The following is a 15,492-nucleotide window of genomic DNA, read 5'->3' as shown; positions in this document are numbered from 1 at the left end:
AGACGCGATTTATCGCGTTTTTTTTATAAATAATAACAACACTACAAAAAATGGAATTATTAGATGGAAAAAAAATATCCAGTGATATTAAAGCCGAAATCACAGCTGAGGTTAACAAAATGAAAGCCAATAAGGAGAAAGTCCCTCATCTCGCAGCATTAATTGTTGGTAATGATGGAGCAAGTTTAACTTACGTTGGAAGTAAAGTAAAAGCATGTGAATTAGTCGGATTTGAATCGACTTTAGTCAAAATGCCAAGTACCACATCAGAAACCGAGTTGCTCAAAAAAATTGAAGAACTTAATGCAAATGATGACATTGACGGATTCATTGTCCAGCTACCCTTACCAGAACAAATTGACACCCAAAAAATATTGATGGCAATTGATCCAAGTAAGGACGTAGACGGTTTTCATCCCGAAAATTTTGGAAAAATGGCGTTAGATATGACCACTTTTATTCCGGCAACACCTTTTGGAATTTTGGAATTATTAGAGCGATACAATGTTGAAACCAAAGGAAAACATACTGTAGTAATCGGAAGAAGTCACATTGTTGGACGCCCAATGAGCATCCTGATGGGAAGAAAAGGTTTTCCGGGAAATTCAACCGTAACACTTACGCACAGTTACACTAAAAATATTGCCCAAATAACAACCCAAGCTGATATTATAATCACAGCACTCGGCGTTCCTAATTATCTAAAAGCCGAAATGGTTAAAGACGGAGCAGTAGTAATTGATGTTGGTATTACGCGTGTTGCTGACGAAAATGACTCAAGAGGTTACAGAATTACGGGCGACGTAGATTTTGATGCGGTTTCGAAAAAAGCATCTTATATTACCCCAGTTCCAGGCGGCGTTGGTCCGATGACAATAGCCATGCTTTTGAAAAATACCTTATTGGCAAGAGAACAGAAAAGACAACGAATTGAATAAAAAAATCCTGAGTGAACCCTCAGGATTTTTTTATAAAAGATTTGTGTCAAAATTTTCATTTAAAAAAAATGACACAAAAAACCCCAAGTGAAAACTCAGGGCCTTTATTTATATAATTAAGTTTTACAATTTAGCCAACCAAAGTGAAGCATTCATGTGCAAGCGTGAGTGCGAAGCCAATTCTGTCCAACCCGGATAAAGTGTATCTCCTGTTGCTCCGGTTCCGTCATCGGCGGGTGAACTATCACCAATTACAACAACTCTTCCTGTTCCGAAAGTTGCTGTAGCACACATGATATTAGTAGTTCCTTGAGAAGAACTTCCTCTCCAAATTAATCCTTGTACCGTAGTATTTGCCGTAGTATTTATTGACATGGAAGCTCCGGCAGAATATTTCAGTTGGGTTACTGTTCCTTGTGAACCATTCAAAATCGGATTAGTTGTTGCGCTTAATCTATTTGAAGTAGTTTCTGAAAAATTATTCAACGTAATGGTAATTCCAAAAGGATTCGTTTGAACAGTGTTAGTTGACATCAGGTCATTCCAAATTGCAGGAGAATCCCAACCGTCATTATTTCTGTCGGAAACCGTGTGGTCTGAAATCATAAATAACCCGCCACCGTTTTTTACAAAGGTTAAAATTGCTGTTTTCTCTGCAGCCGTAAATCTTGTATTAGGTTCATCTACAACAAAAACATCGTAGTTTTTTAAATCTTGAGCATTAGTTCCACCATAAGTAATAGTGGTTCCCGATGGTAATGTTTCTACTGTATGTCCTAATTTGGCTAAAGCAATTCCCCAGGATGACAATCCGCCACGCCAAAAACTTTCGGTAGTCGTAGCAGTAACATTTGCTTGTGCTGGAGTAGGAAAACGTTGCGGTGATGAATCGGCATCTAAAACCCAGTCTGCATTTCCTGCTGTTTCTGCTTTAGTAGCATCAAATAAAAATTTCTTTGGAGTAGCTGTGGTAATGGCAGCAGTTGAAGTAGCTTTGTTAGAAGTATCGGCACTATTTTCATTATCACAAGAAAAGGTTATAATTGCGAAACTTGCAATTACAATTTTACTAAATATATTCATTTGGTTTTGGTTTGGTTAATGGTTTAAGAACAAGTAAATATATACTTTACCCTAATGAAAAAAACTATTTCTTGTTTTTTCCGTTTTTATACTGCACTTTTTCAACCACTTGAATTTTTGTTGCTGGTTTTTTGTCTTTTGGATTGAAAGGTTTTTTTTTAAAATCTGTTTTTGGTTTAGGTTTGAACTCGGTGTTTGGTTTGAATTCAGTTTTAGCTTTTTCAGAAATGTTTTTCTTTACAACTTCCTGATTCTGTCTAATAACATCCATAGCATTTTTCGGATTCTCTTTGGTGCCCCGAAGATGAATAACCAATCCGTTTAAAAAATTACGTAATACTTGATCCCCGCATTCCATAAAATCTGCATGATCTTGGTTTCGGAAAATATTTCCTATTTCGCCTTTTGACATTCTGAAATCTACCAATTCTAAAATTTCTACAATTTGGTCATCACGCAGTTGCAAGGCTACACGCAGTTTTTTAAATATATCGTTGTTATTCATTTTTTTATTTTTAGATTTTTCACTTTGTACTTTAAACTTCGTATATCGTACTTAGAACAACCAAAGGTACGCCTTTTTAAAACTTTCGCGCCACAATTTTTCGTTGTGCTGTCCTCCTTTGACAATCACTTCTTTGTTTAATTTTTTGCATTCGCAACGCTTGGTATTTACCCAATGTTCTATGTTTTTCAGATCACTTATAACATCGCCATCGCCTTCGTTATCTCCACATAGGAAATAAACTTTAGCATGAAACTCTTTGGTTTGTGCCAACAAATCGTTCATTTCATTTCTGCCATACCAAAATGACGGTGAGAAGCAACCCACTTTCCCGAATACCTCAGGATATTTTATTGCAGCATAAAACGAAACTAATCCGCCAAGTGAACTGCCAAAAATGGCTGTGTTTCTTGCATTGGTTTTGGTCCGATAAGTAGCATCAACTTTTGGTTTCAGTGTTTTTACAATAAAATTTAAATAATCATCCGCTTTACCACCACCATATTTTGGATTTTTATAGGGTGTTAGTTCATCAATACGTTTGTCTCCGCCATGTTCAATCCCGACGACAATAACCTGAGCATTAATACTGTCTAATGTTTCATCAATATTCCATTCGCCATAAGGAGCAGTACTTGCATCAAACAAATTTTGAGCGTCATGCATGTAAATTACAGGATATTTTTTGGTGGAAATGCTGTAGTTTTTTGGCAAATAGACCCAAATATTTTTAGAGGTTTTGAGTTGTGGAGCATCAATTGTGAAGGTAGAAACCCGAGGACTTGCCGTGCTTTGTTGAGCAATAGTTCTAGTAAAAACAGTTAAAAGGAGTAACCAAAAAAAGTGTTTCAAAATGACAATGATTTATGGTTTCTCTTCAATTGATTGGTCTTCTTTTACCTCTTCTTTTTTACCTTTTTTACTTTTTTTGCCAGACTTCATTTTCTCGGCTAAGATTTTATATTTTTCTTTTTGATCTTTATTCAAATAAGAGTTTATAATAACTTCAGTACGATCCATCATTGCTTTTATTTCTTTTGATTTTTCTTCATCAGAACTTTCCTTTTTCATCAGAATTTCAACATTTTTTCTATTACTAGTAACCTCATTTTTAATAGCAATAGTTTGAAGTTCGTCGAGTGACAACTCCTTTTTTAACTGTTCCATAAATTTATCAAGTTGTTTTGATCTATTTTCATCGATTTCTTGTTGAGAAGGTTTTGATGGTTCAGAACTTCTACCTAAATCTTGATTAACGCCATAGCTGTGTTGATTATAGTTTTGTGCAAATACACCAGAAGACAAGATAAGCAAAGTAAAAAGTAATGTTTTTAAAGTTTTCATGATAAATAAAATTATAGCGATAAAATTATATAAAAATTGGATAGTATCAATTATAAAAAATAAATGATTTTATATATATAAAAATTATATTTTAGCTAAAAATTTATAAAAAGGCATGAACGATTACAACGAAAGATTGGCACTTTTATCTGAAATGATTGCGTTTTCTGTCATTGACGGAAGATTGCATGAAAGAGAATATCTTTTCTTGACTATGATTGCAGAACAACTTCAGGTAGATAAAGGAGATTTTAAGAACTTGTTTCATCAGGAAGAATATCCGGTTGTTATAAAGTCAGAATTCGAACGCATCCAACAATTTTATCGCTTGGCTTTACTGATGCATTGTGACGGTATTTTACACGAACGCGAACAAATTAAAATTCACGAAATCGGTATCAATATGGGTTTAAATCCACATGCTATTAAGCGTGTTTTGAAAGCTATGAAATGTTCGCCAAACAAAATGATTTCCCCAGAGTTTTTGCTTGAAGTTTTTCAGGAGCAGTTAAACTGATTTATTCAATTATAATTTTTTGATTATCGGAAGTATTATTTTCAAATGTAGCTTTCAAAATATAAATTCCTTTTGAAATAGAGGTAGTGGCATTAATTACATTTGTTGAATAGTCTCCGGTGTAGACCAATTTTCCCAAAACATCAAAAATTTCAATTTTGCTTATTTGATTTATAGTATCAATTTTAAAAGTCCCATTACTTGGATTAGGATAAATTGAGAACTTATTTGCATTTATACCTATTACTGATAGTGAATTTGCAGATATATCTATATCATCAATAGCTAAAATATTTCCATTTTCAAAATCATCTACCCAAGCCAAATAAATTGTTTGTCCAGCATAAGTAGATAAATTAACAGAGGTTTTTGCTGTATTTATTAATAAAGTATTTGGAGTATTTGGAACACTTAATAGGTTGGTGGTAAAACTGTTTTTTAAATTGTTTGTTGTAGCGATTTTTAGTTTAAAACCATCTTGACGCGGAAAAATATCAAAACAACGTGCTTTAAATGTTAGCAAAGTATTGGTAGCATTACTTGGAATTGCTATTGCCGGACTTACTAACCATCTATCTGCTGGCCCGGCTTCAATAAATGCGGAGGATGTTGATGCAGCTTTATTTGGGGTTTCTTCAGCCCATTCAACAATTTCCCATGCATTTGTAAAAATTGAATCGTATCCATTGTTTAAAGTATGGTCATCATTATAAATTACCCATCCAGAAGCTAATAAATCTGTTGTTGTTTCGAAATTTTCTTCAAAAATACTTTGCGAATAGGATTTGATACTTGATATAAATAGTAGTAGGAGAATAGTAATTTTTTTCATGAAGTCCTAAGAATTAAATAGTTTTGACTATTTAACATTTGTAACTAAAAAAAGCCTACCTGAAATATGGATTAAAAGTTTTTCAGGAACAGTTGAATTAGAAAACGGGCAATTTTTTCTCAAAAGCTTTTCTGTCACTTCCTCTAAAATTCACTTCTCCACAATAGGTATAGCCTAACTTTTCTAAAATTTTCAGCATCGGAATGTTGTCAAAATTAGTGTCAACTTTGATGCTAAAGATATTTTTTTTAATTACTAAATCTTCTGTAAAAAGGAAAATTTTCTGAGCCAAACCTTTTCCTGTATAATTGTCTGAAATGGCAACTCTATGTACTACGGCAAAATCTCCGTTGGTCAGCCAAGTTCCTTTCAGCTGTTCATAAGCAGGTTCATCGTTAAAAAGTATGGCAGCGTAACTCGTAATAGTTTCATTATCAGTTAAGACATAACCAATGCCTTTTGTGATATCTGTCCGGATTACATCTTCGTTTGGGTAACCATCCTGCCATTGCTGACTTCCATCATTCTTTCTGCGTGCAATGGCTTGCTGAATGATTTTCCATATTTTAGGGATGTCTGATGTAGTTGCTTTTCTGAAATCGTAATTCATTCTAAACTATTAAATCCTATCTTGTAAACTCTTAATCTCATCTCTAAACTTCGCCGCCTGCATAAAGTCGAGATCTTTAGCCGCTTTTTCCATGGCTTTTCTGGCGTCTCGGATTTTCTTTTCTATTTCTGGTTTGGATAAATATAAACTTTCCGGTTCGGCAGCTTTCGCGATTTTATCTTCAAAATATTGAGTAGAAACTGAGTTACTGCCCAAAGCACTACCCAGACTTTTGTTCAGCGCCATTGGTTCCAATCCGTGTAACGTATTGTAAGCTATTTGTTTTTCGCGACGGTAATTGGTGTCGTCTATAGTTTTTTGCATACTGTTAGTGATTTTGTCAGCATACATAATTGCTTTTCCGTTTACGTTTCGCGCAGCACGACCAACGGTTTGAGTTAATGAACGATGACTTCGTAAGAAACCTTCTTTATCGGCATCTAAAATTGCGACTAAAGAGACTTCCGGTAAATCTAATCCTTCCCGCAATAAGTTTACACCAATCAAAACATCAAACAAACCTTTTCGCAAATCCTGCATGATTTCAACACGTTCCAAAGTATCCACATCGGAATGAATGTAACGACAACGAATGGAAACTTTTGTCAAATATTTGGTTAATTCTTCCGCCATTCTTTTGGTTAAAGTTGTCACTAAAACTCTTTCATCGGCTTCACATCTTAGCTGAATTTCTTCAATCAAATCATCTATCTGATTCAAACTCGGACGCACTTCTATAATTGGATCCAATAATCCGGTTGGACGGATAACTTGCTCTACATAAATCCCTTCTGATTTTTGCAATTCATAATCGGCAGGTGTTGCCGATACATAAATAACTTGGTTTTGCATGCTTTCAAATTCCTCAAATTTTAAAGGCCGATTGTCCATTGCAGCTGGTAATCTAAAACCATATTCAACTAAATTCTCTTTCCGACTTCTATCGCCACCATACATGGCATGAACCTGTGAAATCGTAACGTGACTTTCATCTACAACCATTAAATAATCATCTGGAAAATAATCAAGTAAACAGAAAGGTCTGGTGCCGGGAAGACGTCGGTCTAAATAGCGTGAATAATTTTCAATTCCGGAGCAATAGCCTAATTCGCGTATCATTTCTAAATCAAAATTGGTGCGTTCTTCCAAGCGTTTTGCTTCAAGATGTTTGCCAATTTCTTTGAAATAATCGACTTGTTTTACTAAGTCTTGCTGGATATCCCAAATCGCTGCTTGCAACACATCTGGCGAAGTGACAAACATATTCGCTGGATATATATTTAACTTTTCATAACGTTCTATTACTTTGGTACTTTTTGCATCAAAAGCTTCTATTTCTTCAATTTCATCACCAAAAAAATGCACCCGATATGGTTCATCGGCATAACTCGGAAAAATATCAACGGTATCGCCTTTGATTCGGAAAGTTCCTGGTAAAAACTCAGCTTCTGTTCTAGAATATAAACTCTGAACCAAACGGTGTAATAATTTGGTTCGAGAAATCATTTCATTTTTTGCAATTGAAACTACATTTTTCTGAAATTCCACCGGATTTCCAATTCCATACAAACACGAAACCGAAGAAACCACAATGATATCACGACGTCCTGAAAGCAGGGCAGAAGTGGTGCTCAAACGTAGTTTTTCTAATTCTTCGTTAATAGAAAGATCTTTTTCAATGTAAGTACCTGTAACTGGTATAAAAGCTTCGGGCTGATAATAATCGTAATAGGATACAAAATATTGCACCGAATTATTTGGAAAAAACTGCTTAAATTCAGAATACAATTGCGCTGCCAAGGTTTTATTGTGTGCTAAAACCAAAGTTGGTTTATCGACTTGTTGTACCACATTGGCAACGGTAAATGTTTTGCCAGAACCAGTTACACCAAGTAGCGTTTGGTATTTATCACCGTTGAGAATTCCAGCAGTAAGTTTCTCAATTGCTTGCGGTTGATCGCCGGTAGGTTTATAATCGGATACGACTTGGAATTTCATAGCAAATATTCAGAATTGTAAAGATAGGAAGATTCTAAATCAAACTATGAATTTTAGCATATTGCAACAGCATTATTGTCTTAGCATCTTTGATTTCTCCGGATGCAATCATGTTATAAGCAATATCAAAATCAAATTCTAAAACTTCGATGTTTTCTTGTTCATCTGCAACACCACCACCATCATTGACTTTCATGTCTTTGGTATATTCAGCGGCGAAAAAATGTACAATTTCAGTTACTGAACCTGGAGACATATATACTTCAAAAAGTTTTTGAACTGCTGAAATTTTATAACCTGTTTCTTCTTCTGTTTCTCTTCGAATACATTCTTCAGCATTGTCTTTGTCCAATAATCCGGCGCAGGCTTCAATTAACATTCCAGTTTCATTCCCGTTTAAATAAGTCGGCATACGGAATTGACGCGTTAGGATTACGGTTTTAGAATTCTTATTATAAAGTAAAATAGTAGCTCCATTTCCTCTATCATAAGCTTCTCGAGATTGGGTTTCCCAATTGCCATCTTTTTTTTGATAGTTATAGGTTATTTTTCTTAAGGTATACCAATTATTCGAAAGCAGTTCGGTAGTTAGAATTTCTATTTTTGGGTTGCTCATGAGTTTAGGGAATTAATAAAATCTTGTTGTTGTTTTGGAGATTGGAAAGTCCACGCGACAATACGGCTTATCTTTTGACCTTGAGCCATATCTATAGTTTTGATTTCTGCCGCACCGACTTTGTTCAGTAGATTGTAAATATTTTTCAGATTCTCTTTTTTGGATACCAATGTCGTAAACCACAAACATTGCATAGGATATTTTACACTTTCGTATATCATTTGGGTAATGAAACCTAATTCGCCACCTTTACACCATAACTCGGCGCTTTGACCGCCAAAGTTTAAAATTGGCTTTTCTGATTTTTTATTTTCTAAAGTGTTTACTTTGCGTAACGCACTTTTCGCAGCTTCTTCTGCAGAAGCATGAAACGGTGGATTACAAATGGTAAAAGCAAATTTATCTTCGGGTAGAATAATATTTTTGAAGATAAATCTAGGTTCTATTTGTGACTGCAAACTAATTGCGTCAATCAATTTTGGATTATTAGTTATGATTTTTTTGCAATTCTGAAGTGCTTTTTCATCGATATCTGTCCCAACAAAACTCCAGCCATAAACCGAGTTTCCAATTATTGGATAAATGCAATTGGCACCAATGCCTATGTCTAAACCAACTATTTTTTCGCCTTCAGGTATAATTCCGTTGTTGGTCGTTGCCAACAAATCGGCGATGTAATGAATGTAATCGGCTCTTCCCGGAATTGGCGGACAAAGATAACCAGCAGGAATATCCCAATTCTGAATATCGTAATTCAATATCAGTATGGCTTTATTAAGAATTTTTACAGCTTCGGGATTACTGAAATCAATAGATTCTGTTTGATGTTCATTAACAGAAACAAAGTTTTTTAATTCAGGACAAGCTTTTATTAAGGTATCAAAATTATACCGAAACCGATGAGGATTTCTGGGATGCAAACTTGTTTTTTCTGTGGTATTTTGATTTTTTTTCATTTCAGTTTAATCCCAACATTCCATTAATAATAAATCACCCTCTTTATGGGTTATTGAAACGATACCATCTTCAGAAACATGATTGCTACTTCCGGTTCGGTAACCAATAGTTAAGTCTTCATTACTTAAAGAATAGAAAAGATTATGAGTAGAGATTCCGCTAACTTTTCCAATTGGAATTAAAGAAAGAAATGTGTTGGCAGTATACCATTTCTCAAAAGTATTTGGAAGCAAATACACTTTCGAATGGTCGTCAAGAATAACGATTTTCAATAGATTTCGATAGGCAACAATATTCGTTAAATTAGTAATCGTATGATCAGCACGTCGTCCGGTTGCCCAGATTACATTGGCAGCTTTGTGTCCTTTTTGGATTAAGTAATCAAAGGCTTTTTCCAAGTCAGTTTTGTCTTGATTTGGTTTGTACACTATTTCTATTGGATATTGTTTTTCTTTATAATAATCGGCATCAAATCCACGGTCAAAATCACCTAATAAAACATCGACTTTGATTCCCAATTCTAATACACGTTCGATAGCCGAATCTAAAACAATAACTAATGGTGACCATTCTAATAATTGGCCTAATAGTTCTTGACTACATGCTTCACCATTGGCAATAATTAATGCAGGTTCTTGGTCGTCGCGAACAATATGGTGTGATGACATTATAAGGATAAAATTAGAAGTTGGAAGTACGAATTGTAAAAGTAATTAAAAAAACTTCGTACTTCTAACCTTGTAGCTCTGACTTTTTATTGTACAACATAATTCCTAAAATCAGTTTCCGAAATATTAAAATACCCTAAAGCATAGTTGTTTGGATTTGTTTGATTGATGATGTTTCCACGAACTGTTGCCGGTGGTGTAGAAAAAGGACCATTACTACCTCCTGAAATTAAAATAAGTTTGCTCATGTAATCGAAATAGCGTTTGGAAACTCCATAAATAGTGATGTCTAAGTTATCGCCGCTTTTAATATTTTCATCGGTATAATAGCCAAAAAATTCATTGCCTTGATAAAACTCATCATCGCTAACATCATAACTTGGAATAGCATTCACATTAGCTTTATATTTAAACAAATAGTAATTATTCACAACAGCAGGATCATTGTAAAAGGTTTTGATTTCTATATCACTTCCATTAAAACCTCCTTCGTTGTTTTGAGTAATATTAGTAATAGGCGAGACGCTTTTTAGACTTTCGGTTGCAGTATAAGTTTCTCCATTTAGAATAATTGTCAGGACATACGTTTTGTCAATTTCGGGCACAAAATTATGACAAAGGTAGATTCCGGAGTTAGGAATTTCTTCAGAAAAATTGAAAGTAATATTATCACTATTGGTTACAAATAGCAATGCTCCTGAAACTGTTGGAATAGTGGTGCTGTAAAAACCTGTTGTGGTCGATAATTTGATTTGTTGTTCATTACCCAAAGTCCCTTTTTGCCATTGAATTGAACCATTAACGACAAGCTTTGGTGCTGCAGTATCTAAATCAACTTGAACAACATCTTCACAACTTGTTATAAAAATAGTGAATAGGAAAAATAATGTGATTTTATAGAGTTTCATAAGATTAAAATTTAAAGTTATAACTAACACCTGGAACAATTCCGAATATGGACAAGCGAATTGCTTCATTTGCACCACTGTCTACATTTTGTCTGAAAGAAATTGATGCTGCATTTTTACGTCCGTATAGATTGTAAATACTAAAAACCCATTCGCTTTGCCATCCTTTTTTCTTGTTGGGTTTCGGAGTATAAGTAGCTGAAATATCTAAGTGATGATAAACCGGGAGACTATTTTCATTTCGCAATCCATAAGTCGGAACAGTGATGCCTTCATATTCGTATTGACCATTTGGATAGGTTACGGGTTGCCCTGACTGCAAGACAAAATTAGCTCCAAAAACCCATTTTGGATTAAAATTATAAGAACTTGTGATCGATAAGTTATGTAATTTATCATAGGCAGAACGGTACCAGTTTCCGTTGTTTATTCCTGTTTCTGAAGCATTTCTTCCAGGTGTTCTTTGCTGAGATTTCGATAGGGTATAGGATATCCAACCGTTTAACTTTCCGGTATTTTTTCGGAATAAAACTTCTAAACCATAAGCTCTCATTTCGCCATTTAAGATTACTTGTTCAATGGCTTCGTTTGCAATTAAGTCGGCACCATCAATGTAGTCGATACGGTTTTTGATTTTTTTATAGAAGGTTTCTACTTCTAACGAATACTTATCTTCTTTAAAGTTTCTAAAGTAACCCAAAGCCACTTGGTCTAAAATCTGCGGTTTTATGTAGTTGTCACTCGGAGTCCAAACATCCAAAGGTGTTGGAGATGCTGTGTTAGAAATTAATTGAAGGTATTGCGATATTCTATTGTAACTGGCTTTTATCGATTCGTTTTCGTTTAACTGATAAGAAGCTGCAAAGCGAGGTTCGAGATTGTTGAAGCTTTCAATCACTTTATTGCTACCATAAAATTTTGTTCCGGTTGGTGTTCCTTTTTCATAAATCTGTAAATCAGAATTAAAGATTACCGCTTGATTATTTTGATAAAGATTTACTGTAGAGCTTCCCAATCGATAAAACAAACTGTAGCGCAGACCATAAGAAAGAGAAAAGTCTTTGGTTACTTTTTGTTCAGCATCGATATAAATAGAAGGCTCAAAAGCATATTTCTTTTCAAGTTGTTTGTAATTTATTCCTGAATCAGAGCCTGATGGTTCTATGGTTCCGGGATTAAAATCATAATAACTGCTGTTAACACCGTAATTTAATTTTACCTTATCGGTAACATAATGCTTGAAATCATACTTGATATTGTAGTTTTTGATACCAGAATTCCATAAAAACCCTAATAAATTCAAATCCAAACCATAATAGTAATCACTGTAAATCGCCGAAAGATTCGTAAATAATTTATCCGAAAACAGGTGATTCCAACGCAGGTTTAAGGTCGAATTACCATAAGTATTTATAAAACTATTGTTTAAACTAAAAACGTCACGACCAAAATATCCGGAAAGGAATAAATTGTTGTTAGGATTCAGTTTATAATTAATTTTGGTATTTAAATCATAAAAATAGGCCGAGTTTTTATTGTCGGTTAACTTTAAAAATAAATGTGCGTAGGAAGCTCTTCCGGCAAATAGAAATGAACCTTTGTCTTTTACTATTGGTCCTTCTGCAAGCAGTCGGCTCGAAATTAATCCGATACCGCCGTTCATGCTGAATTTATTACTATTGCCATCTTTTTGGTAAATGTCTAAAACTGACGAAACCCTTCCTCCAAATCGGGCAGGAATTCCGCCTTTATATAATTTTAAATCCTTAATAGCATCTGGATTGAAAACTGAAAAGAATCCAAAAACGTGAGATGAGTTAAATATGGTAGCTTCGTCTAATAAAATTAAATTCTGATCAGCACCTCCACCACGAACATTGAATCCCGATTGACCTTCACCGGCATTAGTGACACCTGGTAAAGTTAAAAGTGCTTTTAAAATATCAACTTCGCCCAAAACAACAGGAATCTTTTTTATAGTTCCGATAGAGAGTTTGTTAACGCTCATTTCAGGTTTGCGAATGTTAGTCGCGGTTTTTTCGGTATTGATAACTACTTCTTCTAAAGCTTGTCCGGTTTCATTTAGATTAAAATTCTTCTTGATGTCTTTATCTAATGAAATAGTTTCTTCGATAGTTTCATAACCTAAATAACTGATTTGGATTTTATAGGTTCCTTTTGGAATCGTAATAGAATAAAAACCGTATTCATTGGTAATAACTCCTGCTTTTATTTCTGGGATGAATAGGTTAACTCCAATTAGGGTCTCGTTGGTTCTTATGTCTGCAATAGTTCCGCTAAGAGTAAATTTTTCTTGGGAAAATGAGATAGTAGTTACTAAAATTAGTAACATAAATATGATTTTTTTTTGCATATAATTGATGATTTTATTTTGATTCCCCGTTTGGCGGACAAAGGTAGGTATTGTTACAAATGATTATGTTAATCAATGGTTAATTCAGAACAACTTTTGAAAAGAATTTGAATACTTTTACGGCTTAAATAAATTATTTGATGAAAGCAATTTTCGCTTTTTTATTTTTAATTCTTATCTCCTTCAAGGGTTTCTCTCAATTTGAGTTGCCTAAGAAAACATTGAATATTGCCCCAATTTCAAACCCTAAAGGAAGTGTTTCTCCCACATCTTCAAAAGCGATAACCTATCCAAGTATTTTTGATAAAAAAGACAAACTAGGAGAAAGTTTTTCATTACTAAAGAAAAAGCCAGAAGAAGAGAAAAGTATATTCGAAAAAGAACAATTTGCTAGTCCGGCTAAAGGCTATACTGAAAAAGCTAATAAAATGCTGAAAACAGAAGGCTATGCTAGTGTAGTTGAAAACAGCGATTTCTTTTTCGGAGAATTTAAAGTTTATACCGAAACTATATATATTGGTTGTAGAGATTATGGTAACGTAGATGGTGACTTGATTGCTATTTATTTAAATGGGGAAAAAGTTATTCCATTATATGAATTAGAATCAGGTTTTAATAAATATACTTTTAATTTAAAATTAGGATTAAATACAATACAAATAGAGGCCTTAAACACTGGTGAGTTTTTTCCAAACACAGGTGCCTTTACCTTTTTTGATGGGAATGAAAAGTTAATCACTGCCCAACAATGGGGTTTAAATACAGGCTATAAAGCAGTTGTAAAAATTTTTAGAATCAATGGTATTGAACTTGAAGTAAAGAAATAAAAAAGCGGCCTTATTATTCAAACAAGACCGCTTTTAAATATGTTTTAAGATTGTATTTTATCCCAATTTCACATCTAGGTTTTCTTTAATAGCTGCCAAGAAACCTTCTGTAGTTAAATAATCAGCAGCCGTTAGCCCCTCAGGTTTCACCAACATGGCTAAGTCTTTTGTCATTTTCCCGCTTTCAACTGTTTCTATACAAACTTGTTCTAGTTTTAAGCAAAAATCAATTAATTCTTGATTGTTGTCTAATTTTCCTCTGTGCTCTAATCCTCTTGTCCAAGCAAAGATTGATGCAATTGGATTAGTAGAAGTTGCGCGTCCTTTTTGGTGTTCTCTGAAGTGACGCGTTACGGTTCCATGTGCCGCTTCTGCTTCAACCGTTTTTCCATCTGGAGTAACCAAAACAGAGGTCATTAATCCTAATGAACCAAATCCTTGTGCTACTGTATCCGATTGAACATCGCCATCATAGTTTTTACAGGCCCAAACAAATCCGCCGTTCCATTTCATGCAAGAAGCAACCATGTCGTCAATTAATCTGTGTTCGTATGTGATTCCAATGGCATCAAATTGTGATTTGTAATGTTGTTGGAAAACTTCTTCGAAGATATCTTTAAACCTTCCGTCATACGCTTTTAAGATGGTATTTTTAGTTGAAAGGTATAATGGCCATTTTTTGGTCAACGCCATTTGAAAAGACGAATGTGCAAATCCGTAGATGCTTTCATCTGTATTATACATAGACATTGCCACACCGTCACCTTTAAAGTCGTAAACATTCCAAGTTGTAGTTTCTCCGGCTTCATTCGTAAATGACATGGTTAACGTTCCTTTTCCTTTAATAACTTTATCGGTTGCTTTGTATTGATCGCCAAAAGCATGACGACCAATAACGATAGGTTTTGTCCAACCTTGAACATAACGAGGAACATTTTTCATGATAATTGGTTCACGAAAAACAGTTCCGCCAACGATATTACGGATAGTTCCGTTAGGAGATTTCCACATTTCAGAAAGATTGAATTCTTTTACTCTTTCTTCATCTGGAGTAATGGTAGCACATTTGATACCTACGTTATATTTTTTGATGGCTTCTGCTGAGTCGATAGTGACTTGGTCTTTAGTAGCGTCTCTATGCTCTATACCTAAGTCGTAATATTTAATATCTAAGTCTAGGTAAGGCAGAATTAATTGTTCTTTTATAAAGTTCCAAATAATTCGTGTCATTTCATCGCCATCCAATTCTACTACTGGATTGGCTACTTTAATTTTTGCCATTTTGTTGAGGTTTTACTCCGCTACGCTCCATACA

16 protein-coding genes are annotated in these 15,492 nt (G+C 34.4%); 3 read left to right on the top strand and 13 right to left on the bottom strand.

Annotation, left to right across the window (positions count from 1 at the left end; all coding sequences use genetic code 11):
- Positions 1-50: 50 nt before the first annotated feature.
- Positions 51-938, top strand: coding sequence for a bifunctional 5,10-methylenetetrahydrofolate dehydrogenase/5,10-methenyltetrahydrofolate cyclohydrolase (locus QWY90_RS11130; protein ID WP_290286004.1), 888 nt, complete (start codon positions 51-53; stop codon positions 936-938).
- Between the two features lie 123 nt (positions 939-1,061).
- Here the strand turns inward: QWY90_RS11130 and QWY90_RS11125 are convergent, their stop codons facing one another.
- From QWY90_RS11125 to QWY90_RS11110, 4 genes are all read right to left on the bottom strand, one after another.
- The gene (locus QWY90_RS11125) at positions 1,062-2,021 is read right to left on the bottom strand and encodes a hypothetical protein (protein ID WP_290286003.1); all 960 of its coding nucleotides are present in this window, start codon (positions 2,019-2,021) and stop codon (positions 1,062-1,064) included.
- Positions 2,022-2,085: 64 nt separating this feature from the next.
- The gene (locus tag QWY90_RS11120; RefSeq protein ID WP_290286002.1) at positions 2,086-2,526 is read right to left on the bottom strand and encodes a DUF1456 family protein; all 441 of its coding nucleotides are present in this window, start codon (positions 2,524-2,526) and stop codon (positions 2,086-2,088) included.
- 51 nt (positions 2,527-2,577) lie between these two features.
- Positions 2,578-3,378 (bottom strand): alpha/beta hydrolase, encoded by an 801-nt coding sequence (locus QWY90_RS11115; RefSeq protein WP_336622161.1) that lies wholly within the window; start codon positions 3,376-3,378, stop codon positions 2,578-2,580.
- A gap of 12 nt (positions 3,379-3,390) precedes the next feature.
- Positions 3,391-3,870: a hypothetical protein gene (locus tag QWY90_RS11110; RefSeq protein WP_290286001.1), complete on the bottom strand. Its 480-nt coding sequence runs from the start codon at positions 3,868-3,870 to the stop codon at positions 3,391-3,393.
- 115 nt (positions 3,871-3,985) lie between these two features.
- Between QWY90_RS11110 and QWY90_RS11105 the strand changes: the two genes are divergently transcribed.
- A complete protein-coding gene (locus QWY90_RS11105; RefSeq protein ID WP_290286000.1) occupies positions 3,986-4,387 on the top strand; it encodes a tellurite resistance TerB family protein in 402 nt (133 codons plus the stop codon).
- 1 nt (position 4,388) lies between these two features.
- Here the strand turns inward: QWY90_RS11105 and QWY90_RS11100 are convergent, their stop codons facing one another.
- The 8 genes from QWY90_RS11100 to QWY90_RS11065 form a co-directional block, all read right to left on the bottom strand.
- Positions 4,389-5,219, bottom strand: coding sequence for a T9SS-dependent choice-of-anchor J family protein (locus QWY90_RS11100; RefSeq protein WP_290285999.1), 831 nt, complete (start codon positions 5,217-5,219; stop codon positions 4,389-4,391).
- A gap of 97 nt (positions 5,220-5,316) precedes the next feature.
- Positions 5,317-5,829 (bottom strand): GNAT family N-acetyltransferase, encoded by a 513-nt coding sequence (locus QWY90_RS11095; RefSeq protein ID WP_290285998.1) that lies wholly within the window; start codon positions 5,827-5,829, stop codon positions 5,317-5,319.
- A gap of 9 nt (positions 5,830-5,838) precedes the next feature.
- Positions 5,839-7,827, bottom strand: a complete 1,989-nt coding sequence (uvrB, locus tag QWY90_RS11090) for an excinuclease ABC subunit UvrB (RefSeq protein WP_290285997.1) — start codon at positions 7,825-7,827, stop codon at positions 5,839-5,841.
- Positions 7,828-7,861: 34 nt separating this feature from the next.
- The gene (nudK, locus tag QWY90_RS11085; protein WP_290285996.1) at positions 7,862-8,443 is read right to left on the bottom strand and encodes a GDP-mannose pyrophosphatase NudK; all 582 of its coding nucleotides are present in this window, start codon (positions 8,441-8,443) and stop codon (positions 7,862-7,864) included.
- Positions 8,440-9,399 (bottom strand): 23S rRNA (adenine(1618)-N(6))-methyltransferase RlmF, encoded by a 960-nt coding sequence (gene rlmF / locus QWY90_RS11080; protein ID WP_290285995.1) that lies wholly within the window; start codon positions 9,397-9,399, stop codon positions 8,440-8,442. The genes nudK and rlmF overlap by 4 nt, the downstream gene beginning before the upstream one ends.
- 6 nt (positions 9,400-9,405) lie before the next feature.
- Positions 9,406-10,068 (bottom strand): thiamine diphosphokinase, encoded by a 663-nt coding sequence (locus tag QWY90_RS11075; RefSeq protein ID WP_290285994.1) that lies wholly within the window; start codon positions 10,066-10,068, stop codon positions 9,406-9,408.
- 86 nt (positions 10,069-10,154) lie between these two features.
- Entirely contained in the window at positions 10,155-10,976 is an 822-nt protein-coding gene (locus QWY90_RS11070) for a DUF4249 family protein (protein WP_290285993.1), read from the bottom strand.
- A 4-nt stretch (positions 10,977-10,980) separates the two neighbouring features.
- A complete protein-coding gene (locus QWY90_RS11065; protein ID WP_290285992.1) occupies positions 10,981-13,329 on the bottom strand; it encodes a TonB-dependent receptor in 2,349 nt (782 codons plus the stop codon).
- A gap of 161 nt (positions 13,330-13,490) precedes the next feature.
- On the opposite strand from QWY90_RS11065, the gene QWY90_RS11060 reads away from it, so the two are divergent.
- The gene (locus QWY90_RS11060) at positions 13,491-14,177 is read left to right on the top strand and encodes a hypothetical protein (RefSeq protein WP_290285989.1); all 687 of its coding nucleotides are present in this window, start codon (positions 13,491-13,493) and stop codon (positions 14,175-14,177) included.
- A gap of 57 nt (positions 14,178-14,234) precedes the next feature.
- Here the strand turns inward: QWY90_RS11060 and QWY90_RS11055 are convergent, their stop codons facing one another.
- On the bottom strand, positions 14,235-15,458 hold the full coding sequence (locus QWY90_RS11055; RefSeq protein WP_290285988.1) for an NADP-dependent isocitrate dehydrogenase: 1,224 nt from the start codon (positions 15,456-15,458) through the stop codon (positions 14,235-14,237).
- Positions 15,459-15,492 lie beyond the last annotated feature (34 nt).

The sequence above is a fragment of the Flavobacterium paronense genome, from assembly GCF_030409795.1.
GTDB lineage: Bacteria > Bacteroidota > Bacteroidia > Flavobacteriales > Flavobacteriaceae > Flavobacterium > Flavobacterium paronense.
Note: the sequence above shows the minus strand (reverse complement) of the source record. Positions and strands in the feature narration are given on the sequence as shown.